This window comes from Janthinobacterium sp. FW305-129 (assembly GCF_020858115.1).
Taxonomy (GTDB): domain Bacteria; phylum Pseudomonadota; class Gammaproteobacteria; order Burkholderiales; family Burkholderiaceae_D; genus Janthinobacterium.
Window position 1 is genome coordinate 82,162 of sequence record NZ_JACYMM010000007.1, and the last position, 24,259, is coordinate 106,420.

A 24,259-nucleotide genomic window follows, 5' to 3' on the forward strand; every position below is an offset into this window, starting at 1 on the left:
AATACTGAGAACCATGATGCAGTCTACGATTTCTACACTACCTCCTTACCTGAGTCTGTCGATCTGGGTGCCGATCATTTGCGGCGTCCTGATCCTGGCTCTCGGCCGTGACAGCAAAGCGGGCTTTACCCGCTGGCTGTCGCTGGCTGGCGCCGTGCTCAGCATGCTGTGCACCTTGCCGCTGATCCAGCATTTCGACAACGCCGCACACGGCATGCAATTCGTCGAAAAAGCACCGTGGATTGAAACCTTCAATATCTGGTACTCGCTGGGTATCGACGGCCTGTCCCTGTGGTTCGTGCCACTGACGGCCTTCATCACCGTCATCGTCGTTATTTCTGCTTGGCAAGTGATCGAGAAGCGCATCGCCCAGTACATGGGCTCCTTCCTGATCCTGTCGGGCCTGATGATCGGCGTGTTCTGCGCGCTGGACGGCTTGCTGTTCTACTTCTTCTTTGAAGCGACCCTGATCCCGATGTTCATCATCATCGGTATCTGGGGCGGTTCGAACCGCGTGTACGCGTCGTTCAAGTTCTTCCTGTACACCTTCTTCGGTTCGCTGCTGACCCTGGTTGCCATCATCTACCTGCGCAATGTGTCGGGCACCTTCGACATCCTGGCCTGGCACGCGTTCAAGCTGACGATGAATGAACAGATCTTCATCTTCCTGGCCTTCCTGATGGCGTTTGCCGTCAAAGTGCCGATGTTCCCCGTCCACACGTGGTTGCCGGACGTCCACGTGGAAGCGCCGACGGGCGGTTCCGCCGTGCTGGCCGCCATCATGCTGAAACTGGGCGCCTACGGCTTCCTGCGTTTTTCGCTGCCGATCACGCCGGACGCCAGCCACTACCTGTCGGGCTTCATGATCGCCTTGTCGCTGATCGCCGTCATCTACATCGGTCTGGTTGCCCTGGTGCAAACCGACATGAAAAAACTGGTCGCCTATTCGTCGATCGCGCACATGGGCTTCGTCACCCTGGGCTTCTTCATGTTCAACGACATCTCGGTGCAGGGCGGTATCGTGCAGATGGTTTCGCACGGCTTCATCTCCGGCGCGATGTTCCTGTGCATCGGCGTGCTGTATGACCGCATGCATACCCGCAACATCGCCGACTACGGCGGCGTCGTGAACCGCATGCCGAAATTTGCCGCCTTCTTCGTGCTGTTCTCGATGGCCAACTGCGGTCTGCCAGCCACGTCCGGCTTCGTCGGCGAGTTCATGGTGATCCTGGGCGCGGTGAAATTCAACTTCTGGATTGGTCTGCTGGCTGCAACGGCACTGATCTGGGGCGCGGCGTACTCGCTGTGGATGGCCAAGCGCGTGGTGTTCGGCAAGATCAAGAACAAGCACGTGGCCGAATTGACCGACATCAACAAACGTGAATTCTTCATGCTTGCCGTGCTGGCCATCGCCGTGCTCGTGATGGGTCTGTACCCAGCCCCGTTCACCGACACGATGCAAACTTCGGTTGCCGACCTGCTGCAGCATGTCGCCACCAGCAAGTTGCCTTAAATAGAAGACCGATAACATGACTAATGCACCTAATCTGGTACCGCTGTACGCGGAAATCTTTCTGCTGATCGCCACGTCGGCGCTCTTGCTGATCGATATGTTCTTGCCTGCGGCGAAGCGTTCGATCACTTACGTGCTGGCCTTGCTGACCCTGGCCGGCTGCGCCTTGCTGACCGTGGGCGACTTCAATGCGGGCACCACCGTCTACACGTTCCATAACATGTTCGTGTCGGACCCGATGTCGCAGTTGCTGAAACTGTTCTCGTACGGCGCCGTGGCGCTGACCCTGATCTACTCGCGTGCCTATGCCACCGACCGCAGCATGCTGTCGGGCAACCTGGGCGGCGAGTTCTACGTGCTGGCCCTGTTTGCACTGCTGGGCCAGATGATCATGATCTCGGCCAACAACTTCCTGATCATCTACCTGGGTCTGGAACTGATGTCGCTGTCGCTGTACGCGCTGATCGCTCTGCGCCGTGACAATGCCAAGGCCACGGAAGCGGCCATGAAATACTTCATCCTGGGCGCACTGGCTTCCGGTTTCATGTTGTACGGTATCTCGATGCTGTACGGCGCGTCCGGCACGCTGGACCTGGGCGAACTGCGCGTGGCGCTGGAAAACGGCAAGACCAACGGCACCATCATGGTCTTCGGCCTGGTGTTCCTCGTAGCCGGCCTGGCCTTCAAACTGGGCGTCGTGCCATTCCACATGTGGGTGCCTGACGTGTATCAAGGTTCGCCGACGGCCGTGACCCTGCTGCTGGGCGCGGCGCCGAAACTGGCCGCCTTCGCCATCACCCTGCGTTTGCTGGCCGAAGGCTTGCTGCCGATGGCGCATGACTGGCAGCAAATGCTGCTGGTGCTGGCCGTGATGTCGCTGGCCATCGGTAACTTCACCGCCATCGCGCAAACGAACCTGAAGCGCATGTTGGCGTACTCGACCATCGCGCAAATGGGCTTCGTTCTGCTGGGCTTGCTGTCCGGTACCGTGGACGCGCCGAACAACACCCTGAACGCGGCTGGCGCAGCCACCGCCTACGGCGCCTCGATGTACTACGTCATCACCTACGTGTTCACCACCCTGGGTACCTTTGGCGTGATCATGTTGTTGGCACGTAATGGTTTTGAAGCAGACGAACTGGCCGACTTCAAGGGCCTGGGCAAACGCAGCCCGATCTTCGCGCTGGTGATGACCCTGTTCATGTTCTCGCTGGCCGGCGTGCCGCCGCTGATGGGCTTCATGGCCAAGTACTCGGTGCTGGCATCGGTGCTGGCCACGGGCCAGTTGTGGCTGACCATCGCCGCCGTACTGTTCTCGCTGATCGGCGCCTTCTACTACCTGCGCGTCGTCAAGATGATGTGGTTCGACGAGCCGAGCGACAGCAATGCGCTGGTCGTGCATGGCGACATGCGCGTCGTGCTGGCACTGAACGGCGTGATGGTTCTGGCGCTCGGTGCGATGCCTGAAAGTATCCTGGCCGCTTGCGCGACGGCCATCACCAAGACCCTGGCGTCCTGACCGATGGATGTCACCGTCTCGAGCTGGCTGGTGATCGCCCTGGGCATTGTGGGCGCCAACCTGCCTTTCCTGAACGAGAAACTGTTTGCCGCCGTGCCGCTGAAAAAGGCGGCGCAGGCAGACGGGGGCAAAGGCTGGCGCAAGCCGCTGGCGCTGCGCCTGCTGGAGATGGTGATTCTGTACTTCATCGTCGGCGCCGCGGCATTCGCGCTCGAAGCGCGCATCGGCAACGGTTTTCCGCAGACGTGGGAGTTCTATGCCATCACGGGATGCCTGTTTCTGGTGCTGGCCTTCCCAGGTTTTGTGACTCGTTATCTGCGTAAACGCCGTTAGGCACCATCCTCCGAAAGCGGCGCCTCTGGCGCCGTTTTTTTTTATTGAGCATAATCAACGTATGGATACTGAACGCATGGATACGAATTTAACTGAGACCAAGGTGGACGGCGAACTCGTCTACCAGGGCGGCTTCCTGCGCGTGCAGCGCGACCGTGTTGCGCTGCCGGACGGCAAGATGACGGTGCGCGAATTCATCCTGCATCCGGGCGCCGTCGTCATCCTGCCCCTGCTCGACGACGGCACGGTGCTGATGGAACGCCAGTACCGCTATCCGCTCGATCGCGTGTTTATTGAGTTCCCGGCCGGCAAGATCGATGCGGGCGAGGCCCACCTGGCCTGCGCCCAGCGCGAACTGCTGGAAGAGACGGGCTACACGGCGACCGACTGGCAATTCGTTTCCACCATCCACAACGCCATCGCGTATTCCGACGAGCACCTGGAACTGTTTTTGGCGCGGGGACTCGTGGCCGGCGAACGCCAGCTCGACGAGGGCGAATTCCTCGAAACGTTTACGGCCACCGTGCCGCAGCTGCTCGACTGGGTCAGGGATGGCACGATCACGGACGTGAAAACCGTCATCGGCATCTTCTGGCTCGACAAGATTACCAGCGGCGCCTGGCAGCCGGCTTGATCCAGAGCATGCGCACGGCGCTTTTTCTGCTGCTCGCCTGTGTCACCTGGGGTGCGCAGGCGCAGGCGCGCACGCCGTTCCAGGTACGCTGCGAAGACACGATCAGCAAGACGGTGTCCGTGCTGACGGCGCAGCAGAACGGCTACAGCATCGACACGCACTTGCCGTACAGGGCGCTGACGGTGATGAAGGGCACGGCGCGCGCGAACACCTGGGTGCTGGGCTTGACCAAGACGGATTCTCGGGTGGCCATCGCCCTGGCCGGCCCCATGCTGCAAGACCCGGCCAGCGGCTATGAATGCGTGGCGCCGCAAATTACCGTGAGCCTGACGTATGCGCCCGTGGTGATCTACATCGGCCGCGAGTTTGCCCCCGGCACGTGCGCGTATGATGAGATACTTGCGCACGAGCTGCGGCACATGAAGACCTATATGGAACATTTGCCGCGCGTGGAAAAGACCGTGCGCGCCGCGCTGGACAAACGCTTCGAGGCGCGGCCCCTGTATGCGCCCAGCGGCACGGCCAAGGCGGCACTGGCGCGCGAAATCGATACGGGCTGGTTGCCGTATATCAAGGCGGAAATGCGCAAGGTGGAAGCCTTGCAGGCCGCCATTGATTCTCCGCAAGAATATGCGCGCCTGGGCAAGGCGTGCAAGGGCGAAATCCAGAACATCCTGGCAGGCAAGGCCGCGCCGGCCAACTAGACAAGGAATGGCATGACAGCAGCACCGAACACCATCCGCTACTTTGCGCTGATCCCCGCCGCCGGCGTGGGTGCGCGCATGGAGGCGGGCAGTCCCAAGCAATATTTACCGATCGCCGGCAAGCCCATGCTGCGCCACGCGCTCGACGCCTTTCTCGCCAGCCCCCTGATCGCGCATACGTACATCGTCGTCAGCGCGGAGGATGGCGTGATTGACACGGTCGTGCCGGAGCAGGGCGTGACTGTGCTGCGCTGCGGCGGCGCCACGCGCATGGAGACGATATTGAACGCCCTGCAAGCCTTGCACGGCAGCCTGGCCGCACATGACCAGGTGCTGGTGCACGACGCGGCCCGTCCTGGCCTGACGCCGGCGCTGATCGCAAAACTGATTACCGAAGTCGGCGAACACCCGGCCGGCGGCTTGCTGGCCTTGCCCGTGGTCGACACCGTCAAGCGGGCCGGGCCGGGCAGCCTGTCGGCGCAGACGGTGCCGCGCGACGGCCTGTGGCTGGCGCAGACGCCGCAAATGTTCAGCTATGCGCTGCTGCACCGGGCCTTGTCCGAAGCGCCCGATCCGCAGGCAATCACGGACGACGCCAGCGCCATCGAAGCGCTGGGCCTGGCGCCGAAACTGGTCGAAGGCCACCCGCGCAACCTGAAGGTGACCTTGCCGCGCGACATACACACGGCCGAGCTGTACCTGGCTAATCCCCGCATTTGAAAGAGACCCGCATGAACACAACGACACCCGACCTCCCATTTCGCATCGGCCAGGGCTATGACTGCCACGCGCTCGTGGAGCACCGCGACCTGATCATCGGCGGCGTGAAAATCCCCCATCACCTGGGCTTGCTCGGCCACTCCGACGCGGACGTGCTGCTGCATGCGATTACGGACGCCATCTTCGGCGCCGCCGCCCTGGGCGACATCGGCCGCCACTTTCCCGACACGGATGCGCAATTTAAGGGTGCCGATTCGCGCACCCTGCTGCGCGAAGCCGTGCGCCGCGTGCAGGCGACCGGTTATATCATCGGCAATATCGACGCCACCATCATCGCCCAGCGTCCGAAAATGGCGCCGCACATCGCCGCCATGTGCGCCAACGTGGCCGAAGACCTGGGCGTGACCGTGGGCCAGGTCAACATCAAGGCCAAGACGAATGAAAAACTGGGCTATCTGGGCCGCGAAGAGGGCATCGCGGCGGAGGCCGTGGCCTTGCTGCTGCGCGCCTGAGCTAACTCTGCCGTACCTTTTTAATGATTCCTGAAAATTAATATTTCCAAGGTGGAATTTGGTGAAAGTTTAACGTTATTGTCATGATAATATTTGTCCGCTTTTTCGGACGCGACAAGACGTCACTTTATAACCATGGGAAATATTGAGAGAACGGAATCATATGCGTAGTCGTATGCAGGGACCAGTCGTGCGCTGGTTGGGGACTGGTGTGCTGGCCATGGCCATGCTGGCCGGATGTGGCGGCGGTGGCGGTGGCAGTGAAACTGCGCCGCCGCCCGTAGCGGCCGTGCCGCAGCCTGCCATCCTGTTTGCCGGTGCCGTGTCGGCGGCAGCAGAAGGCGCCGATGCCGTCGGCAGCATGGGCGGGCAGATTGAACTCGATGCCGGTAGCAGCAAGGATAGCGACGGCGGGACGCTGAGTTTTGCCTGGAGCATGGTTTCCAAACCTGCCGGCAGCGGCTTGAACATGGGCGCTGTCGCGACCCCCAAGCTGAACTTCCAGCCCGACGCCCTGGGCACGTATGTCTTCAAGTTGCGCGTGACGAATGGCAAGGGCGGCTTTGCAGAAAAGAATGCTACCGTGCTGGTGAATAACCGGGTACCGAATGCGGTGGTGGTGGTCAATGCGACGTTTACGGCGCAACCGCTCGTGAAGGATGCCGTGAGCGTCTCGGCAGGTTCCGGCATCGTGCTCGACGCCACGGGCAGCACCGATGCCGACGGCGACAAGGTGACCACAACGTGGGAGCTGATCCAGAAGCCGGCCGGTAGCAGCGCCACGCTGTTTGTCGCGGATCAAACGGCGCGTTTCTTGCCGGACGTGTTGGGCCTGTACAAAGTGCGCGCCCGCGGCGCGGACGGCAAGGGTGCCTATGCCGAGACCGTGTACCAGTTTGATGCTAGTAACACGATTCCAAGTGGCGTGATCCAGGGCACGGTCGCTGTCATCAGTCGTGACAATCAAACCGTGCCCGTTGGCCAGCCGGTGGTGACCAGCGGCATCCTGAGCTACGACGATGGGGGCGGCAAGCTCAGTTATGCCTGGGCTGTTGACAGCCGGCCGGCTGGTTCCGTCGCGGTGATCGGGGCAGCGACGGCCGTGGTGCCGTCATTCACGCCAGACGTGACCGGCCCGTATGTACTATCGATGACGGTCACCAGTGGCCGGCAAACGGCGATGGCCTACCTGAAGCTCAATGTGATCGTTCCGACTTACAGTGTCGTGGCACTGCCGTTCAGGCCGCTGGAGGCGCGTTACAGCAAGGGGCTGGACCGCCTGATCGTGGCGACGCCAAATCCCGATACCTTAAAAATTATCAATCCCGTCGATGGCACTTTCAGTAGTATCAGTTTGCCTGCCGCCGTGAAGTCATTCAGTTTGAGTGCTGACGGGAAACTGGCCGGTGTGCTGCATGAGGGGGTGGTTAGCCTGATTGATCTGGAAGCGGGGAAACTGCTGCGTTCGACCGGCACAGCCGGCTCGCAGACGGAAGTGTTTACGACCGATGCGGGCATCGTCTTTTTAGCCGGTCAATCCAAGGGCTCGGTGAGAGAGCCAGTACTGGAAGGCTTCAACGCACGCACTGGCCAGCTTGTAGAGAAGAAAACCACGCGCGGAGGTTTTTATGGTGAGATGCGAGGCATATTCGTGGCATCGCTGAACAAGGGACTCGTCACTATCAATGACGAGCCCTTGTTTCAGCCTTCGGATTTTCTCGTTGATTCGCAGCGAGGCTATATTCTGCAAACGTCCTACTCTATTTTCATGCCGCATCCAATCCCGATGGCAGCACCGTTTTTCTTGTCTGCCAGCGAAGATCTGTTGTTCACGGCAAGTGGGACATACTTCAAGTCTGATACGCTCGTGTACGTTGGTCGCTTCGCTCTGAGTAATACGAACAATGGTGTGTTGTCGATGAGCTATTCGCCCGTCAAGGCGGAGGCACTGGTGATGGAACGCGATGGCCTCGGCTATCTCGGCAGTGATGCGACATATCAAGCCAGCTACAAGCGTTTCAGTGGCGAGTTGTTGTTCCCTGATGGCAGCGTCACCTTGCCCGTCATTGGCGGCGAACAAAGTTATGGCATCGGCATCTTCCATACGGCCGCTGGCGAGCCTGTGGCGCTGGTGCAGACCGGTGGCGCACAGAAAAACACGCCGCGCGTCAAGTACCATCTGATTTATCGTTGATAGTCGCTGTCAGGCGGCGCGCCCGCCTGGCAATCTGTGCTATTTTTAGAAGGCGGCGCGATGGCACAGACCATCCCGGCCGCCCTTTTTCATAGCCGACACAGGAGAATCCGGGATGCCAACCATCAAGCGCACATACCTTGCCACCGCACTGCTGCTGGGAGCCTTCGCCGCTTGCGCCGTGCCCGCCCACGCCGAACTGCAAGCCACGGGCGAGCCGCCCGCCGCCAGACAGGGTTGGAAGGCCGAGACCGTCGCCCAGGGCGTGCGCCAGCCGTGGGGCATCGCCTGGCTGGGCGAGGGGCGCGCGCTCGTCACCAGCAAGCAGGGCACCTTGCATTTGCTGAACGGCAAGAAATTCGAGGATGTGGCGCTGGAAGGCATGCCCAAGGTGTTTACGGGCGGGCAGGGCGGCTTGCTCGATATCGTGCTGCACCCGCAGGATGCGGGCAAGGCGAACCCGCGCGTGTACATGACGGTGTCCACGGGCACGCATGACGCCAACCGCACGACCCTGGTGCGGGGCGTGTTCGATGGCAAGAAGGTGACGGGCATCGAGACCCTGTTCAAGGTGTCCACCGACAAGAGCGGCGGCCAGCATTTCGGTTCGCGCCTGCTGTGGTTGCCGGACGGCACTTTGCTGATGAGCGTGGCCGATGGCGGCAATCCGCCGCTGCGCATAGGCGACCGCCTGGCGCGCGAGCAGGCGCAAAACCTGGCCACGCACCAGGGCTCCATCCTGCGCCTGACGGAAGACGGCAAGCCGGCGCCCGGCAATCCGCTGGCCGCCAGGGGCGCCTTGCCGGAAATCTGGTCGTATGGCCACCGCAACGTGCAGGGCCTGGCACTCGACCCCGTTTCCGGCCGGGTATGGGCCACGGAACACGGGCCATACGGCGGCGACGAGCTGAACCTGGTGGTGGCGGGCGGCAACTACGGCTGGCCCTTGCAAAGCTATGGCGCCGACTATACGACGCATGAACCCGTCGGCAAGCATGAGGTGGCGGGCATGCTCAACCCCAGCGTGGCCTGGGTGCCGTCGCCGGCCCCGTCCGGGCTGGCCGTCTACACGGGCGACAGGATTGCCGCCTGGCGCGGCAGTATCTTCAGCGGCGGCCTGGCGGCGAAGGATATCCGCCGCATCGCCGTCGATGCGAATGGCAAGGTGACGGGGCAGGACCGCCTGGCCATCGGCGCGCGCGTGCGCGACGTGCGCCAGGGGCCGGACGGCTACCTGTATGCGCTGACGGACGAAGACAATGGCCGTTTGCTGCGCATCGTGCCGCAGTAGCACGCCAGGCGCCATCTTCGCTTAAGATGGCGCCTTTACTTCATTCAAGGTGGCGGCATGGCCCGTGATACTTATGCATACCGGCACGTTGCCGTCGAATCGCGCGACATACACGGCCGCGTGGAAATCCGCCCCGTGCCGGGCCAGGCTTTTTCGCCGGAACTGGCGGTGCAGTGCTCGCGCCGCCTGTCGGACTTGCAGCGCTACCCGCTGGGCAGCCGCTTTTTACTCTTTGCCAAGCTGACGGACCGCCTGGGCGGCACGCCTTTCCTGTATGCGTATCACGGCGACGCGGACGTGGTGATGACGGCGGCCGAAGTGACGAAATTCCTCGGAGAATTCCGCCGCGGCCGCATCTGATTCCTACGAGGCGATGCAGGCCGCGCCGGCCTTGGCGCTGGCGCGCGGCTTGCCGAAGAGCGCGATTGTCAGCGCGCAGGCGAGGGCGAACGCGCCGCCCACTACCATCGCGCTGGACACGCCCAGCCGGTCGACGGCCATGCCGCCCAGCAAGGCGCCCGACGCCAGCGATACTTGTACGATGGCAACAAACAGCGCGCTGCTGCCTTCCATCAGTTCCGGCGCGGCCTTGAACATCCACGTCTGCACGGCAATCGGCATGGCGCCGAAACCGAAACCCCAGACGGCCACCAGCAGCATGGCCGTCGGCGCATGGCTGCCCAGCGCGGCCAGCGCCAGCGTGGACACGCCCAGCACGGCGCCCGTCGCCATCAGCGCGGCCCGTTCGTAGCGGCCGGCGGCCCAGCCGCCCACCAGGTTGCCGATGAAGCCGGCAGCGCCGTACACGAGCAGCATGGCGCTGACCGTGCCGGCCGCCAGGTGCGAGATCTGCGTGAGGAAGGGCGCGATATACGTGTAGGCGGCGAACTGGCCCGTGAACAGCATGGCCGTGGCGATCAGGCCCAGCCTGGCCTTGCGGATGCCGAAGATCATCGGCAGCTGGCGCAAGCGGACTGCTTGCGTGGGCGGCAACCTGGGCAGCAGCAACAGCTGGCCAATAAAGACCAGCACGGCGATGGCGCTGGCCCCGCCGAAGGCGACCCGCCAGCCGACCAGTTCGCCCACCAGCGCGCCGGCCGGCACGCCCGCCACCGTGCCCAGCGAGACGCCGGCGAAGATGATGGACATGGCGCGCGACGCATGCTGCGGCGCCACCAGGCGCGGCCCGATGGCGCTGCCGATGGCCCAGAAGCCGCCCACGCCCACGCCCAGCAGGGCGCGCCCCAGCAAGATCCAGCCATATGACGGCGCCAGCGCCACCAGCAGGTTCGACGCGACCAGCAGGGCCGTCAGGGCCAGCAGCACGATGCGGCGGTCCAGGCGGCCCGAGCCGACGGTGACGAGAATGGCGGCAAACGCGGCGACGATGCCGGGCGTGGTGATCATCAGCCCCGCCTGGCCCTTGCTGATGGCCAGTTCGGCCGCCATCGCGGGCAGCAGGCCGACGGGCAGGAATTCGGAAGTGACGAGGGCAAAGGCGCCGATGCCGACGGATAATACCGCCAGCCACGGCGCCACGGTGGTATCGTCGCCAGTAGCGTTGGAAAGTGTTTGCATGTGAGGTTCCTGAAAAGCCGGGAGGTTTTTAACCGGTCGGTATATAATCAGGGCAGGCAGACAGTGTTGTCAATAATTTTTTACCGAACGGTATGAAACAAGATAAAAAAGAGCAAGAGGGCAAGGCGAAAACGGGCCGGCCGCGCACCTTCGATGCGGACGAAGCGCTCGATTGCGCCATGAAGGTATTCTGGGAAAAAGGCTATGAAGGCAGTTCCTTGCCGGAATTGACGAAAGCCATGGGCATGAACCGGCCCAGCCTGTATGCCGTCTTCGGTAACAAGGAGCAGCTGTTCCACAAGGCGCTCGAGCGCTACAGCGATACGCGCATGCGCTTTTTCGATGCCGCGCTGGAACAGCCGACGGCGCGCCAGGTGGTGGAAGCCTTGCTGACGCAGTATGTCGACGCGCAAACCATGCCGGACGGCCCGCACGGCTGCATGGGCGTGAATGCGGCGCTGGCGTGCAGCGACGATGCCTTGCCGATCCGCGATGAATTGTTTGCGCGCCGGCTGCGCGGTGAAATCAAGCTGCGCGACCGTTTGCGGCGCGCGAAGGAGGAGGGGGATTTGCCGCCCGATTCCTGCCCGGAGCAGCAGGCGCGCTTTGTCGTGACCTTGTCGCAGGGCATGGCCATCCAGGCGGCGGCGGGCGTATCGCGCGAGCAATTGCAGCAAATGGTGGGCTTGCTGCTGCGCAATTGGCCGATGTAACTACCGATGTAACTACCCCGTCGGCGAGATGGTCTTGGCCAGGTCGCTCGGTGCCTTGCGCCGCCAGGCGGCCGTCAGGGCGGCGGCCAGCATGTCCAGCTCGGCATCGGCCAGGCACACCGTGATGCCGGCCAGGCGTTCGCCCCACCACAGTTTTTCGCAGCCGGAGGGCGTGATGACGGTGGCGATATGCGCCGCTTCCGCATCGAGCAGCACGTTGATGTGCTCGTCGTCGGGCAGGGTGGCAAAGATCTTCCCGCCCACGCGGAAGGCTGGACGGTCGTGGTGATCTTCCTCGGTGGTGTCGGGAAACGACAGTGCCAGATAGCGTAGTTCTTCCAGGTCGACCATTCCTCTTTCCCCCTGTTCGGATAGATAGCAGCGTGACTACATTTTGCCACGCTGTTTCGCCCCGTGGTGCAGCGGCGTGCGAAAAGAAATGCGCAAGATGCGACACTGCCGCGCACGCTTGTGGTGCTTGCGCGACACGTCCGCCTGCCGCGCAAGGGGCCCAATGCCCGTGCAGGCAGGGCTGTCCAGCCTGTTTTCGGCTGCTTGCCATAAAAGTATCTTACATGACTAAAAGAAAAATACTTTTCTTCCAGGGAATTTAAGATAAAATAGATTCAACGTTTCACCTGACCCGTCAACTGTCTGGTTTTGTCCCGGGAACCCGAACCCTTTCCAGGACGCTTGCAGTGCCGCCATGGCACGCCGCAAGTCCGCGATGTTTTGCGGCAGCCACGTCCCCGACCGCTCATCCTTGCACTTCCTGCGCTACGCCGACACGCCACAATGCAGCGTGTATTCAGCTCAAGCGCCCTCACGCCTGTTGCGCCCGTTGAATACTGATTGGAGACCATCATGAAAAACTTGCCCAGAATCGCCTTGTTCCTGATCGTTGCCGCTGCCAATGCGAACGCCAGCACCATCCCCTTGTCCACCGGCTACTGGAACGCTGGCGCGCACGATTCCGCCGCATATGGTGCGGCGGGCGCTGCCAGCGATAATGGCAGCCAGTTCCTCAGCGCCTCGAGGTCCTTGCTGGTCGATAGCCACACTTTGCGCCTCTTCGAACTGGAAAACTGCTGCGATGGTGGCCAGCAAGTGCAATTCAAGGCGGCTGGCAACCATCCGTCCAGCATTGCCGGCACCGACGGCCTGGTGTCGGAAGTGTCGGAACCAACCATCTACGCCATGCTGCTGATCGGCCTGGGCTTGCTGGGCTTCACGGCGCGCCACAAACAGGACGACAAGTTTTAAGCACGAGTTCTGGCAGTATTCTGCGCCCTTCGCGGCGCACGTAAAAAAGCCCGCCGGTCTGTCAGGACACGGCGGGCTTTTTGCATGGCGGCGCGTCAATCGCCGTTGTCCTCGTCTTCGTCGGCCCCCTTGGCCGCCTTGCCCCGTTCGGCGTCGACGGCGCGCTGCAGGCCTGCCGCACCGCGGAAGAAGGCGTCCGTCGTGTTATCCGGGCTCAGGCGCAGGGCAGGCGGGTAGATCGCCGACATGTAGGCCTCGTCGGCCAGGCGGCCGCTGATCTGCAGGTTGCTCAGTAAAATCAGGGTCGAGCCAAGGATGGCCAGCACGACGGCAACGAGGCCGAAGCGGCGCGGATGCTGCGGTTTGATCGTGCACAAATGGTAGTAGATCATCGCGCATACAATGACGATGAACATATGGCGTCCGTAGCGCGTCAGCACTTCCAGCGAGAATGCATACGCCGTCACATTGCTTGCCAGTTCCCACACTTCCATGGCCAGCAAGCCGCAGCCGATGATGAACAGGTGGCGGCCGAAGCGCGCCACGTGGCCGAACAGGCGGTTTGCCACGGCCCAGATCGATGCCCACACGAGGCCGCCGGCCAGCGCGTAGGCGATGATCATCAGGTAGGAAATCGGGTCGAAGGCTTCCGCATCACTTAACCAGTTGCTGAAGGCGGCGGAGGCGCCGATCATGGCCAGGCCGGCGACGGCGGGGCGCAAGCCTTCCCAGTCATGCCTGGTGGTATCGCCCAGTTCAGGCGCCACCGGATGGTCGCAGGCGCGCACGCGCAGGCGCGTGTGGCCCAGGCGCACGATGCTGTTGCCGCTCAAGGCCACGTGCAGTTGGCGCTGGCCCCGGTGGATCACGCCATTCTGGCTGCCCAGGTCGCGCAGCAGCAGGCCGCCCGCGCCGTCGTCCTCGACGATGGCGTGCCGGGCCGCCGTATGCGCGTCGTCGAGGATGAAGTCGTTGTCGTAGCCGCGGCCGATGTGGATCGGCAGGGATTCCATCCGCTGGCGCTGCCGTACCTCGCCATTCTCGGCGAGGATTTCGATGTAATAGGGCGGCTTCATGGCTTGCGGCTGCTTTCGCGCGACAGCGCTTCGAGGAAGGTGCGCGTGACGCGCATGCCGTTGGCGTAGGACACGCCGCGCGCGTCGATGCGGCTTTGCAGGCTCATGAGCGGCTCATCGGTGCTGGCCGCCAGCAGGGCAAAGTCGTACAGTCCCGTAAACTTGCGGTAGGCGCGCACGCACAGCACGGCGCGCAGGGGCAGGGTGGCGTTCTTGACGAACTGTTCGGTGCAATGGGGCCCTGTCAGGTGCGCACTCTTGTAGCTGCCGAAACTTTCATTCTTGAACGAGGCGCTGGCCAGCTCGGAAAAGCGCAGGGCGCCCAGTTCGCTGCTGCGCAAGAATTCGTGGCGCATCGACACTTGCCCCGTCTGCAGGGCGCCGGAAATGAAGATGGCCGATTCCATGGCGCAACTCGTGTTGTCGAGCATGTAGGGCTTGTCGGACTTGACGTTGGAGCGGCCCCAGCAGCGCATCTGGTCCGACTCGCGCACGGGCACGCGGTACGGTCCCATGGCTTTCAAGCTCAGCGGCGTGTCGAGCAGGCGCGCCAGCATGACGTCCTGGTGCGCCAGCAGCTGCGCCGTCACCAGCGGCTTGAAGTCTTTCGGCGGCTTGCCTTGCTGCGCCACCCTGGCCAGTAATTGCTGCGCATAGCGGGCCGGCACGAGAAAACTGACGAGTTCGCCATCGAGGCGTTTCGACACGTTCACGCCGGCGACGTCGCCGTTCGCGGTGACGCTGGGGCCGCCGCTCATGCCGGAATTGATCGGTCCCGTAAACATCAGCTGGTCGTAGAAGCTGCGCGTGACGACGCCGTTGTACGAACCTTCCGAAATGGCGAAGCCCAGGTCCAGCGGATTGCCCATCGAATACAGGTACTGGCCCTGCGTCAGCGGTGCCAGCGGCTCCGGCATCTTGAAAAAGCCCGTGCCATGGCGGTTCACGCGCAGCACGGCCAGGTCGTGCAGCACGTCGACGGCCAGCAATTCCACATTGCCCCGCTGGCCGCTGGTGTCGACCCATTCGCCCACATAGGTGTCCGGGTCGAGGGCGAATTGCGACACGACGTGATAGTTGCTCACTACCAGGTTGCCCGTGCCGATCAAGAAGCCTGAGCCGACCGACGATTGCGTGCGGCCGTTTTTCAGCAGCACGCGCACTTGCAAAATATCGGCGCGCGCGGCCGTGTACAGTTTTTGCGCGGCGGACGAGGGCGGCGGCAGGGACGCATGTTCGGTGGCGGCGGGCGCGGCGGTGGCCGGCGGCGGTTTTACAGGAGGAGTCGCAGCGGCGGGGGCCGCGTGGGCGCCTGCGGCAGCGCACAGGCTGGCCAGCAAGCAGGCGAAGTTAGATAATTTCATGCATCCTTTGTGCGTGAGCAGGAGCGACGCTGGCGCCCAGAGGGCGCGCCGCTGCGCGCCGGCCGGGCAATTACAGGGCGCCGTCTTCCAGCGCCGGCGCCGTTTCCGGCGTCATCATGTGGCCCAGCTTGCTTTGCTTGGTATTCAGGTAATGCTGGTTGAAGGCGTTGCGGTTGACCAGCAGCGGCACGCGTTCGGCCACCGTGATGCCCAGCGCTTCCATGGCGGCGATCTTGCGCGGGTTGTTCGTCATCAAGCGCAGGCTGTCGATGCCGAATTGCGCAAACATGGGCTTGCACAAGGTGTAGTTGCGCGCGTCGGCCTTGAAGCCCAGCTGTTCATTCGCCTGTACCGTGTCGGCGCCCGCCTCTTGCAGGCGGTAGGCGCGGATCTTGTTGATCAGGCCGATGCCGCGTCCTTCCTGGCGCAGGTACAGCAAGATGCCGCGGCCTTCCTCGGCGATGCGTTTCAAGGCGCCTTCGAGCTGGGCGCCGCAGTCGCAGCGCTGGGAAAACAGCACGTCGCCCGTCAGGCACTCGGAATGCACGCGCGCCAGCACCGGCTCGCCGTTGCCGATATCGCCCAGCACCATGGCCAGGTGTTCCTTGCCCGTGGCGTGCTCGACAAAGGCGTGCAGGGTGAACTGGGCCCACGGCGTCGGCAGTGCGCAGGAAGTCGTGTAATCCAATTCGCCTGTCGCCAGGAGGTCTGCGCCGCTTTGCATGGTTGTGCTCATATAAGTAATTATCAAAAATAAAAGGCGCGCGACACCACTCCGGTGCCGGCGCGCCTTGCCATCATACCAAAAAGCAGGGAAACGTTTTTCCCCGGCTGCCTTTCGGTCGTTGCAATGTCTGGTGATGAACCTTACTTAGGGGCACTTCCTCCTTTTACAAGGTGGATGGCTGGCTTTGCCTGGCGGATGCCGCCGCCAGGCACGGGACGTCAGCTGCCGATGCGTCCGCCATCGTTCTTGGTGATCACGATGGTGGCCGAGCGGGGGCGCTTGCCAGTCCCATAGCCGGCGTTGGCCGGCCACTGGCTCGTGTATTTGGACGGATCGCCGATATTTTCCAGCTTGGTGTTTTCGCCCGGATGCTGGATGTTGATGAACATGGTCTTGCCGTCCGGCGTTTCGCTGATGCCCGTGATTTCCGAGCCGACCGGCCCCACCAGGAAGCGCTTGAGCGTGTCGGCCGTGGGTTTCTTGCCGATGAAGGTGTCGACGGCCAGGTTGCCGCCGGCCGCCGTGGCGTAGTTCAGGGTGGACTTGGCGCCGTCGCCGACCTTGCCGGGGATGGCGGCCAGCATCATGCAGTTGGTCACATCGGTGTACGCGCCATCGTCGGTCTGGATCCAGCAGATGCCCGTGTAGGGGCTGAAGGCGAGGCCATCCGGGCTCGAGAAATCCTGGTCGGCCGTCAGGTTCGACAGGTTGATCTTGCTGGCGTCGGCGCCGCTCTCGGCGCCGAACAGGTAGACATCCCAGGTAAAGCTGGTGGCTGCCGCCGCGCCCGTGCCTTCCTTGAAGCGGATGATATGGCCGTTTGGATTGCCGTTTTGCGCGCTGCTGCCCTTCATGTCCGTGTAGGCGCGCGGGTTGCCGCCGTCCGGCGCCAGCTGCGACGAGCCGCTCGGATTGACGGTGCGGTTCGAGTTGTTGGTCAGCGTGTAATAGATCTCGCCGTTGGCCGGGTTGACCGAGCACCATTCCGGGCGGTCCATTTTTGTTGCGCCCACGGCGTCGGCCGCCAGGCGGGCGTTGACCAGCACGTCGGCCAGGTCGGCGAACTTGTAGGCGCCGTACGCCTGGATCAGCGCGTTCGACAGGGCCAGCTCGATCCACTGGCCGGTGCCGTCGGCGGCCAGCTTGGCCACGTACAGCTTGCCTGAATCGAGGTATTTGTCGCCGGTGGCGATGCGGTCGGCCGGGTTGGCGTCCGCGGCGGCCCAGACGGCGGCCGTGACGAATTTGTAGATGTATTCGTTGCGTGAATCGTCGCCCATGTAGACGGCCAGCTGCTGGCCCACGGCCGGCACGCTGAAGGCGGCGCTTTCGTGCGCGTAGCGGCCCAGCGCCGTGCGCTTGCGGATCGCCTTGGTTTTGTCGTACGGGTCCATCTCGACGATGTAGCCCATGCCGTTCAGCTCATTGCGGTAGTCGTCGCTGCCATCGGCCGATGCGCCGGTCTTGCTCAGGTTCCAGCGCGCGTACTTGTCGTCGCTGCCGCCCGTTTCCCAGCCGTGGCGCGAGGCGCCGCCCTGGCTGCGGCCATAGCGGTTCAGCGACACCACGGATTTGTCGCCGCGCGCGGCGTTGTCGGTGGCCGAGCGCGTGAAGTAGCCGGCCCAGTTTTCTTCGCCGGACAGGTAGCTGCCCCATGGCGACTTGCCCGTGCCGCAGTTGTTGATGGTGCCGCGCGTCTTGGTGCCGGTCGGCGAGTACTTGGTCACCACGAGGGCGTTGCCGCGCACGGGGCCGGCAAGCTCGATATCCGTCAGCGGCGTGACGCGGCGGTTGAAGGCGGAATCGTTGACGGTGGCCCAGGCGCTGCCCGTCTTCTTGACTTCCACCACGCTCAGGCCATGGACGGCCACTTCCTTGTCGACTTCGGCGGCGGGGCGCGGCAGCGTGGTGGTGCCGCCATTCACGTGCAGGAAGTGCGAGGACAGTTTTTCGTCGGTGGTCGCTTCGTGGTTCATCGCCAGCAAGCCCCGTTCGGCGCCGGATGCCAGCGGCGCGCCGGCGGCGGACAGGCCGTAGTATTCCATGCCGTCGTGGTGGTCGCCGGCGCGGTTGTCGAAATCGGTATCGCTGCCGTCGTTCTTGTAGGCTGGCGTGGCCGCGCGCAGCGAGTCGCCCAGCGCATACAGGGCGGTGGCCGTGTAGCCGGCCGGCACCGACACGACGTCGGCCAGGCTTTTTGGCACGGCCGTGAAGGCCAGCAGTTTTTCGGGCGTCGGCGTTGGCGTCGGCGTCGGCGTGACGGCGGCCGCATCGCTGCCGCCGCCGCAAGCGGACAGGCCCATCGAACCCATGACGGCGGTAGCGGCCGTGACGGCGCTGCCGCGCAGCCAGTTGCGGCGGCTCAGGCGGGCGTTCAGGATGCTGTTGAAATGGTTGTCGTGGGACGCGTTGCTGTCAATGTCGTTCAGATCGGTGGCGCGGATGGCCAGATCGTTGGGCTTGTTCATGGGCTGCGATGTCCTGTGGTTGCGTGATTTAAAGGCAACCGCATGATAGTTGTCGAATGTGACAGCGCCATGTCAGCTTGATGACAAAACGGTGACAGGCTGCCGGCCCGGCGGGCCGCGTCCATGACGGGCCCGTCCGGTCAGGCGGCCTTGGCCTTATCTGGCCTGGCGAAAGCCGCGCTCCACCAGCAACAGCATGCCGCCGAAGATGGACAGGTTCTTCAGGAAGTTCGTCAGCTGGTCCTGGAAGTGGGCCGCATCGGCGCTCCAGAAGGCGTGGAAGATGAGCGTCGTCGGGATCAGGAACAGCGCCAGGGCCAGCGCCGCCCAGCGCGCCTGCCAGCCCGTGATCAGCAGCAGGCCGCCGCCCACTTCCAGGACGATCACGCCCACCAGCAAAATATTGGCAATTGGCAAGCCCTGACTGGCCATGTAGCCGGCCACGCCCGCAAAGCCGCCGATTTTCAGCAAGCCCGAGACAAAGAACAGCACGCCAAGGGCGGCACGGCCGAGGGGGAGCAATACGTTGGTTCTGTTTTCCATGATTTTCTCTTTCTTTGTATTTATCAATTATTTCGGTAAATCGAAGACCAGAAACTCTGCGTCCTCTGCTTGCGTGATGATCACGGCCGCTTCCTGCGTCAATTTCAGCGCATCGCCCGCTTTCAAGGGCGTGCCGTTGACGACCAGGCTGCCGCGAATCAGGTGCACATAGGCAAGGCGGCCTTCGTCCAGCGCATGTTCGGCCTGTTCTCCTTCCTGCAGGATGCTGGCGTAGATGGCCGCATTCTGGTGGATCAGCACGGAACCCTGGCGGCCGTCGGACGAAGCGATCAAACGCAGCTTGCCCCGTTTGCTTTCCGGCGTGAAGTGTTTCTCTTCATAGCTGGGCGCAATGCCCGTCACGTTCGGCTGGATCCAGATCTGCAGGAAGTGCAAGCCATCCGTCGCCGAGTGGTTGAACTCGCTGTGGCGCACGCCGCTGCCGGCGCTCATGCGCTGCACATCGCCGTAGTGCAGCACGGAACCGGTGCCCATGCTGTCCTTGTGTTCGAGCGCGCCGTCGAGCACATACGAAATGATTTCCATGTCGCGGTGGCCGTGCGTGCCGAAACCCTGGCCTGGCGTGACCCGGTCTTCATTGATCACCAGCAAGGGGCCAAAGCCCATGTGCAGCGGATCGTGATAGCTGCCGAAGGAAAAGCTGTGGTGGGAATTGAGCCAGCCGTGGTTGGCGGCGCCGCGTTCTTCGCTATGACGAATCTGTAACATGGTGGACTCCGTTTCTAAAGGTTAATGTGCGATAATTTCGAAGGGCCGTTGCCTGGCAGTTGCCGTGGCGCCTGATCTGCCCGTCGCTGTACGATGGAGAAAGTATAGGGCGCCCAACCGAGAAAGAAAAACGGAAAATCTACCGAGCTATGATCGAAAAAATCGAATGTTAAGACTGAGCCTGGAAGCCCTGCAAATCGTCGACGCCATCGACCGCCGCGGATCGTTCTCGTCGGCCGGCAAGGAGTTGCATAAAGTCCCGTCCACCATTTCCTATACGGTGGCCAAGCTGGAAGACGACCTGGGCGTGCAGGTGTTCCAGCGCAATGGCCCGAAAGTCATGCTGACGGCGGCCGGCCAGGAATTGCTGAAAGAGGGCAGGTATCTGCTGAAGGCGGCGCAGGACCTCGAGCACCGCGTGCGCCGCGTGGCTTCCGGCTGGGAAACGGAATTGTCCATCGGCATCGATTCCATGTTTTCCGCCGTGGCGCTGGCCGATGACGTGCGCGCCTTCTATGACGTGGCGCAACAGACGCGCTTGCGCCTGTCGCAAGACACCCTGTCGGGCACCTGGGAAGCGCTGCTGGACCGGCGCGCCGACTTGCTGGTGGGCGCGCCCGGCGACGGGCCGGCCGGCGGCGGCTATATCGCGCAGCCGATCGGCATGCTCGACTTCGTCTTCACCGTGGCGCCCACGCATCCGCTGGCGCAGGTGCCGGAACCCCTGTCGCGCGGCCACCTGCAGCAGCACCGGGCCGTGGTGGTGGCCGATTCGGCGCGCCAGATGGCGCCGCGCACGGTGGGGTTGCTGCTGGGACAAGATGCCTTGAGCGTGCCCAACATGCAGGTCAAGTTCGATTACCAGGTGCTGGGGCTGGGCTTTGGCTTCCTGCCGGGGCCGTGCGCGCGCGCCGCCATCGCGCGTGGCTTGCTGGTGGAAAAGGCCGTGGAAGAGCCGAAACCGTCGGAAACGTTTTACCTGGCCTGGCGCGTGGGCGAGGATGGCGCCGCGCTGCGCTGGTGGATGGCGCGCATGCGCGAACCGGACGTGTTTGCCCGCCTGGCGCAGCATCTGCCTGGCCATTCGGCGTAGGCCTTAAAATGTTGACATACGCCAACATTTTTAAGTTACCATATTCACAGTATTTCCCGCCCGACCTCCATGCCCCATAGTGGGATTTTGATGATTACACACACTGCAGCGCCCCTGATACCTTCCCCCGACCTGGCCCAAGCGTGGGGTAGCCATGCTTGAGGCGAAGGTTGCGCTGTGCCTGCGCCTGGCCCAGGATGCCCGTGAACAGGCGGGGCCGCAGCAGGCCGCCACCCTGGCGCGGCTGCAGGAAGAACTGGAACGGCTGCGCGGCGCCAGCCGGCCCGTGGTGCGCGTGGCGCCGCCCGATGCCTTGCTGGAAATCGACCCCGACGGCTTTTTGATCGGCTGGAACCATGGCGCCGAGCAGATGTTCGGCTATTCCGAACTGGAAGCCCTGGGCCAGCACATCCTGTTTTTGTATCCCGAAGACGACGCGGAAGCGAGCGTGCTGGAGCTGCATTTCACGCAGGGCGACGTGGCCACCGATGTGCGCCGGCGCAAGAAGTCGGGCATGGTGACGTGGCTGCGCATGCACCGCCACGTGATCCACGACCAGGCGGGCAAGGGCTGCGGCATGGCCGTGCGCCTGTCGGCGCTGAGCGAGCCGCTGTCCGACGTCGACAAGGTAAGGTTGCACGCGCGCATCATCGAAGACAGCGAGCAAGCCGTGCTGATCACGGACGCGGAAGAGCGCATCGTCTCCATCAACAGTTCATTTTCCCGCATCACCGGCTATTCGCCGGCCGAAGCCATCGGCCGCACGCCGGACTTGCTGCGTTCGGGCGTGCACGACCCCGATTTCCGCGCCAAGGTGCGCGCCGCCATGCGCGGCCACGGTTCCTGGCGCGGCGAAATCATCGGCAAGCGCAAGAATGGCGAACTGTTCCCGCAAGACGTCACCATCAGCGTCGTGCGCGACGAGTATGGCGAGATCAGCCACGTGTTTTCCCTGTTTTCCGATATCTCGGTGCACAAGGATGCGGAAGCGCGCATGCAGCGCATGGCCAACTACGACAGCCTGACGGGCTTGCCCAACCGGTGCCTGCTGAACCAGCTGGTCGACCAGGGCCTGGCCGAGGCGAAACGCCAGGGCTCGCATGGCGCGCTGATGGTCATCGACATCAGCCGCATCGGTTCCATCAGCGACACCCTGGGCCATGAAGTGGGCGACCAGCTGGTGATCGCCATCGGCCAGCTGTTCCGCGGCGCCCTGCGCGACGCCGATATCCTGGCGCGCGTCGACAACAGCAAATTCGTCGTGGCCCTGCTGCACATCGAAAAGCGCGAACACGCGGCCAACGTGGCGCAAAAGCTGCTCAACCTGCTGGAAGCGCCCATCAATATCGATGCGCACGCGCTGCACGTGGGCGCCAGCATCGGCATCACCGTGTATCCGGAAGACGGCCTGGAAGCGCCGGCCCTGTTCCGCTTTGCCGACGTGGCCGTGGCCAAGGCGGGGCAGACCATCGAATCGACCTTCCTGTTTTACCGCGAAGACATGAACCGGCGGGCCAAGGAACATTTGCGCCTGGAAAGCGAAATGCGCCTGGCCCTGGGCGACAAGGAGCTGGAACTGCATTACCAGCCGAAAGTGAGCCTGGCCAGCGGACGCATCGTGGGCGCGGAAGCCTTGCTGCGCTGGAAGCATCCGATGCGCGGCATGGTCTCGCCCGGCGTCTTCATCCCCGTTGCCGAGGAAACCAGTCTGATTCTGGAACTGGGCACCTGGGTGCTGGACGAGGCTTGCCGGCAGATTCGCAGCTGGGAAGACCGGGGCCTGCACATGCCGGCCATCGCCGTCAACCTGTCGGCGCGCCAGTTCGATGAACAGTTGCCGGCGCGCATAGCGGCCGTGCTCGAACGCTATGGCGTGCGGCCCGAGCAGATCATGCTGGAAATCACGGAAAGCCTGCTGATGCGCGGTGCCGACAAGGTCATCGACATCATGAACCAGCTGGTGGCCATGGGCCTGGCGCTGGCGCTGGACGACTTCGGCACCGGCTATTCCAGCCTGGCCTACCTGAAGAAATTCCCCATCAGCACCCTGAAAATCGACCGCTCCTTCGTCGTCGGCTTGCCCTTCGAGGAAAACGATTGCGCCATCGCCCGCGCCATCGTCACCATGGCGCAGCAGCTGCGCCAGGAAATCGTTGCCGAAGGGGTGGAAACGGCCGAGCAGATGCGTTTCTTGCGCGAACTGGGTTGCGACCAGTTGCAAGGCTATTTGTTCAGCCCGGCCGTGCCTGCGGCGGAATTCGAAGTGATGCTCGATGAAGGCCGGAGTTTGCGTTTGAACGAAGCGCTGGCTTAAGGTACGCCCAGCTGCACTTTTTCCAGCAGATAATCGAGCATCACGCGCACCCGGGCCGGCACTTGCAGGCCCGGACCCACGAAGACGGCGTGCACGAGTTCCTTGTCGCCCGGATTGTAATCCTGCAGCACGGGTATGAGTTGGCCTTGCTCGATGTCGCGCTGCACGTGCTGGCGCGAAAAGCGTCCCAGGCCCATGCCCGCCAGCACCAGCTGGCGCATGCTTTCGCCATCGCTGACGCAGGTATTGCCCTGCGGCGCCACCTGCAACGTTCCTCCGCTCCCATCGAGAAAGGGCCAGGTTTCATTCTGGCAGCGGAAGTTGAACGCCAGCAGATTGTGCCCGGATAAGTCCTGCGGCGTGCGCGGCAAGCCGTGGCGCGCCGCATAAGCTGGCGACGCCACCACCACCATCGCGTCTTCGCCCAGTTTGCGCGCCACCAGGTTCGATGCCTTCAGCTGGCCCGTGCGGATGGCGATGTCGGTGCGGTCTTCCAGCAGGTCGACGATGGCGTCGCTGACGACGACGTCAAGCACGATGTCGGGATAGCGGCGGGCGAACTCGGGCAGGATGGGCAGCAGATGGCGCACGCCGAACGGCACGAAACAGTTGATGCGCAGGCGTCCGCGCGGCGCCGCCCCCTGCGCCGCTTCGCGCTCGGCGCCGTCGATATCGTCGAGGATGCGCTTGCACTGGATAAAAAAGGCGTCGCCCTCGGGCGTCGTGTGCAGCTGGCGCGTGCTGCGCTGCAGCAAGCGGGCGCCGAGCCGCGCTTCCAGACGATTGACGAGCTTGCTGACGGCCGACGGCGTCAGGGCCAGGCGGCGCGCGGCGGCGGAAAAAGCCCCCGTTTCCACCACGGCCACGAAGACGGCCATCTCAAACGAACGGTTGATGTCTTGCCGCGCCATTATTGAATCCATTTCACAGGTGTTTCCATTATTGGAGTCTATATCAAAAGTGTTTATCCC

General features: G+C 63.2%; 23 protein-coding genes. 14 read left to right on the plus strand and 9 right to left on the minus strand.

The annotated features are described in order from the left end of the window. Positions 1–13: 13 nt before the first annotated feature. From IGS61_RS15575 to IGS61_RS15620, 10 genes are all read left to right on the plus strand, one after another. Positions 14–1,513, plus strand: a complete 1,500-nt coding sequence (locus IGS61_RS15575; protein WP_230540380.1) for an NADH-quinone oxidoreductase subunit M — start codon at positions 14–16, stop codon at positions 1,511–1,513. A gap of 16 nt (positions 1,514–1,529) precedes the next feature. Beyond that, positions 1,530–3,032 (plus strand): NADH-quinone oxidoreductase subunit NuoN, encoded by a 1,503-nt coding sequence (gene nuoN / locus IGS61_RS15580; RefSeq protein ID WP_230540381.1) that lies wholly within the window; start codon positions 1,530–1,532, stop codon positions 3,030–3,032. Positions 3,033–3,035: 3 nt separating this feature from the next. Beyond that, positions 3,036–3,365, plus strand: coding sequence for a DUF2818 family protein (locus IGS61_RS15585; protein ID WP_230540382.1), 330 nt, complete (start codon positions 3,036–3,038; stop codon positions 3,363–3,365). A gap of 76 nt (positions 3,366–3,441) precedes the next feature. After that, complete coding sequence (locus IGS61_RS15590) at positions 3,442–3,999, plus strand: NUDIX domain-containing protein (protein ID WP_230540383.1); 558 nt, start codon at positions 3,442–3,444, stop codon at positions 3,997–3,999. An 8-nt stretch (positions 4,000–4,007) separates the two neighbouring features. Continuing rightward, entirely contained in the window at positions 4,008–4,703 is a 696-nt protein-coding gene (locus tag IGS61_RS15595) for a hypothetical protein (protein WP_230540384.1), read from the plus strand. A 12-nt stretch (positions 4,704–4,715) separates the two neighbouring features. After that, positions 4,716–5,423, plus strand: coding sequence for a 2-C-methyl-D-erythritol 4-phosphate cytidylyltransferase (ispD, locus tag IGS61_RS15600; protein WP_230540385.1), 708 nt, complete (start codon positions 4,716–4,718; stop codon positions 5,421–5,423). A gap of 11 nt (positions 5,424–5,434) precedes the next feature. Further along, positions 5,435–5,935, plus strand: a complete 501-nt coding sequence (gene ispF, locus IGS61_RS15605) for a 2-C-methyl-D-erythritol 2,4-cyclodiphosphate synthase (protein WP_230540386.1) — start codon at positions 5,435–5,437, stop codon at positions 5,933–5,935. A 163-nt stretch (positions 5,936–6,098) separates the two neighbouring features. Next, a complete protein-coding gene (locus IGS61_RS15610) occupies positions 6,099–8,129 on the plus strand; it encodes a PKD domain-containing protein (protein ID WP_230540387.1) in 2,031 nt (676 codons plus the stop codon). Positions 8,130–8,244: 115 nt separating this feature from the next. After that, the gene (locus tag IGS61_RS15615; RefSeq protein ID WP_230540388.1) at positions 8,245–9,420 is read left to right on the plus strand and encodes a PQQ-dependent sugar dehydrogenase; all 1,176 of its coding nucleotides are present in this window, start codon (positions 8,245–8,247) and stop codon (positions 9,418–9,420) included. Positions 9,421–9,477: 57 nt separating this feature from the next. After that, a complete protein-coding gene (locus tag IGS61_RS15620) occupies positions 9,478–9,780 on the plus strand; it encodes a hypothetical protein (RefSeq protein ID WP_230540389.1) in 303 nt (100 codons plus the stop codon). A gap of 3 nt (positions 9,781–9,783) precedes the next feature. Here the strand turns inward: IGS61_RS15620 and IGS61_RS15625 are convergent, their stop codons facing one another. Then, positions 9,784–10,998 carry an MFS transporter gene (locus IGS61_RS15625; RefSeq protein ID WP_230540390.1) on the minus strand — a complete coding sequence of 405 codons (1,215 nt, stop codon included), beginning with the start codon at positions 10,996–10,998 and terminating at the stop codon, positions 9,784–9,786. A gap of 92 nt (positions 10,999–11,090) precedes the next feature. Here IGS61_RS15625 and IGS61_RS15630 point away from each other — a divergent pair, with 92 nt between their 5' ends. After that, on the plus strand, positions 11,091–11,711 hold the full coding sequence (locus tag IGS61_RS15630) for a TetR/AcrR family transcriptional regulator (RefSeq protein WP_230540391.1): 621 nt from the start codon (positions 11,091–11,093) through the stop codon (positions 11,709–11,711). Positions 11,712–11,723: 12 nt separating this feature from the next. Here the strand turns inward: IGS61_RS15630 and IGS61_RS15635 are convergent, their stop codons facing one another. Then, the gene (locus tag IGS61_RS15635) at positions 11,724–12,062 is read right to left on the minus strand and encodes an MmcQ/YjbR family DNA-binding protein (protein ID WP_230540392.1); all 339 of its coding nucleotides are present in this window, start codon (positions 12,060–12,062) and stop codon (positions 11,724–11,726) included. Positions 12,063–12,575: 513 nt separating this feature from the next. On the opposite strand from IGS61_RS15635, the gene IGS61_RS15640 reads away from it, so the two are divergent. Next, complete coding sequence (locus IGS61_RS15640; RefSeq protein ID WP_230540393.1) at positions 12,576–12,974, plus strand: PEP-CTERM sorting domain-containing protein; 399 nt, start codon at positions 12,576–12,578, stop codon at positions 12,972–12,974. Positions 12,975–13,069: 95 nt separating this feature from the next. Here the strand turns inward: IGS61_RS15640 and IGS61_RS15645 are convergent, their stop codons facing one another. From IGS61_RS15645 to IGS61_RS15670, 6 genes are all read right to left on the minus strand, one after another. Continuing rightward, positions 13,070–14,050 carry an FHA domain-containing protein gene (locus IGS61_RS15645; RefSeq protein WP_230540394.1) on the minus strand — a complete coding sequence of 327 codons (981 nt, stop codon included), beginning with the start codon at positions 14,048–14,050 and terminating at the stop codon, positions 13,070–13,072. Next, entirely contained in the window at positions 14,047–15,414 is a 1,368-nt protein-coding gene (locus tag IGS61_RS15650; RefSeq protein WP_230540395.1) for a S1 family peptidase, read from the minus strand. The genes IGS61_RS15645 and IGS61_RS15650 overlap by 4 nt, the downstream gene beginning before the upstream one ends. 70 nt (positions 15,415–15,484) lie before the next feature. Continuing rightward, complete coding sequence (gene ribA / locus IGS61_RS15655; protein WP_230540396.1) at positions 15,485–16,138, minus strand: GTP cyclohydrolase II; 654 nt, start codon at positions 16,136–16,138, stop codon at positions 15,485–15,487. 221 nt (positions 16,139–16,359) lie between these two features. Next, positions 16,360–18,609: a PhoX family protein gene (locus IGS61_RS15660; protein WP_230540397.1), complete on the minus strand. Its 2,250-nt coding sequence runs from the start codon at positions 18,607–18,609 to the stop codon at positions 16,360–16,362. 156 nt (positions 18,610–18,765) lie between these two features. Next, a complete protein-coding gene (locus tag IGS61_RS15665; RefSeq protein WP_230540398.1) occupies positions 18,766–19,152 on the minus strand; it encodes a DoxX family protein in 387 nt (128 codons plus the stop codon). Between the two features lie 27 nt (positions 19,153–19,179). Next, entirely contained in the window at positions 19,180–19,881 is a 702-nt protein-coding gene (locus IGS61_RS15670; protein WP_230540399.1) for a pirin family protein, read from the minus strand. A gap of 166 nt (positions 19,882–20,047) precedes the next feature. Here IGS61_RS15670 and IGS61_RS15675 point away from each other — a divergent pair, with 166 nt between their 5' ends. Both IGS61_RS15675 and IGS61_RS15680 read left to right on the plus strand, forming a co-directional pair. Then, positions 20,048–20,974 (plus strand): LysR family transcriptional regulator, encoded by a 927-nt coding sequence (locus IGS61_RS15675; protein WP_230540400.1) that lies wholly within the window; start codon positions 20,048–20,050, stop codon positions 20,972–20,974. A gap of 154 nt (positions 20,975–21,128) precedes the next feature. Then, entirely contained in the window at positions 21,129–23,288 is a 2,160-nt protein-coding gene (locus IGS61_RS15680; RefSeq protein ID WP_230540401.1) for a putative bifunctional diguanylate cyclase/phosphodiesterase, read from the plus strand. Here IGS61_RS15680 and IGS61_RS15685 read toward each other — a convergent pair. Then, on the minus strand, positions 23,285–24,211 hold the full coding sequence (locus IGS61_RS15685) for a LysR family transcriptional regulator (protein WP_230540402.1): 927 nt from the start codon (positions 24,209–24,211) through the stop codon (positions 23,285–23,287). The two genes, IGS61_RS15680 and IGS61_RS15685, sit on opposite strands and share 4 nt — an antisense overlap. Between the last annotated feature and the right edge of the window lie 48 nt (positions 24,212–24,259).

Coding starts and splice junctions, on each gene's coding strand:
- IGS61_RS15575 (WP_230540380.1), top strand. CDS start 14: ATGATGCAGTCTACGATTTCTACACTACCTCCTTACCTGAGTCTGTCG.
- nuoN (WP_230540381.1), top strand. CDS start 1,530: ATGACTAATGCACCTAATCTGGTACCGCTGTACGCGGAAATCTTTCTG.
- IGS61_RS15585 (WP_230540382.1), top strand. CDS start 3,036: ATGGATGTCACCGTCTCGAGCTGGCTGGTGATCGCCCTGGGCATTGTG.
- IGS61_RS15590 (WP_230540383.1), top strand. CDS start 3,442: ATGGATACGAATTTAACTGAGACCAAGGTGGACGGCGAACTCGTCTAC.
- IGS61_RS15595 (WP_230540384.1), top strand. CDS start 4,008: ATGCGCACGGCGCTTTTTCTGCTGCTCGCCTGTGTCACCTGGGGTGCG.
- ispD (WP_230540385.1), top strand. CDS start 4,716: ATGACAGCAGCACCGAACACCATCCGCTACTTTGCGCTGATCCCCGCC.
- ispF (WP_230540386.1), top strand. CDS start 5,435: ATGAACACAACGACACCCGACCTCCCATTTCGCATCGGCCAGGGCTAT.
- IGS61_RS15610 (WP_230540387.1), top strand. CDS start 6,099: ATGCGTAGTCGTATGCAGGGACCAGTCGTGCGCTGGTTGGGGACTGGT.
- IGS61_RS15615 (WP_230540388.1), top strand. CDS start 8,245: ATGCCAACCATCAAGCGCACATACCTTGCCACCGCACTGCTGCTGGGA.
- IGS61_RS15620 (WP_230540389.1), top strand. CDS start 9,478: ATGGCCCGTGATACTTATGCATACCGGCACGTTGCCGTCGAATCGCGC.
- IGS61_RS15625 (WP_230540390.1), bottom strand. CDS start 10,998: ATGCAAACACTTTCCAACGCTACTGGCGACGATACCACCGTGGCGCCG.
- IGS61_RS15630 (WP_230540391.1), top strand. CDS start 11,091: ATGAAACAAGATAAAAAAGAGCAAGAGGGCAAGGCGAAAACGGGCCGG.
- IGS61_RS15635 (WP_230540392.1), bottom strand. CDS start 12,062: ATGGTCGACCTGGAAGAACTACGCTATCTGGCACTGTCGTTTCCCGAC.
- IGS61_RS15640 (WP_230540393.1), top strand. CDS start 12,576: ATGAAAAACTTGCCCAGAATCGCCTTGTTCCTGATCGTTGCCGCTGCC.
- IGS61_RS15645 (WP_230540394.1), bottom strand. CDS start 14,050: ATGAAGCCGCCCTATTACATCGAAATCCTCGCCGAGAATGGCGAGGTA.
- IGS61_RS15650 (WP_230540395.1), bottom strand. CDS start 15,414: ATGAAATTATCTAACTTCGCCTGCTTGCTGGCCAGCCTGTGCGCTGCC.
- ribA (WP_230540396.1), bottom strand. CDS start 16,138: ATGCAAAGCGGCGCAGACCTCCTGGCGACAGGCGAATTGGATTACACG.
- IGS61_RS15660 (WP_230540397.1), bottom strand. CDS start 18,609: ATGAACAAGCCCAACGATCTGGCCATCCGCGCCACCGATCTGAACGAC.
- IGS61_RS15665 (WP_230540398.1), bottom strand. CDS start 19,152: ATGGAAAACAGAACCAACGTATTGCTCCCCCTCGGCCGTGCCGCCCTT.
- IGS61_RS15670 (WP_230540399.1), bottom strand. CDS start 19,881: ATGTTACAGATTCGTCATAGCGAAGAACGCGGCGCCGCCAACCACGGC.
- IGS61_RS15675 (WP_230540400.1), top strand. CDS start 20,048: ATGTTAAGACTGAGCCTGGAAGCCCTGCAAATCGTCGACGCCATCGAC.
- IGS61_RS15680 (WP_230540401.1), top strand. CDS start 21,129: ATGCTTGAGGCGAAGGTTGCGCTGTGCCTGCGCCTGGCCCAGGATGCC.
- IGS61_RS15685 (WP_230540402.1), bottom strand. CDS start 24,211: ATGGATTCAATAATGGCGCGGCAAGACATCAACCGTTCGTTTGAGATG.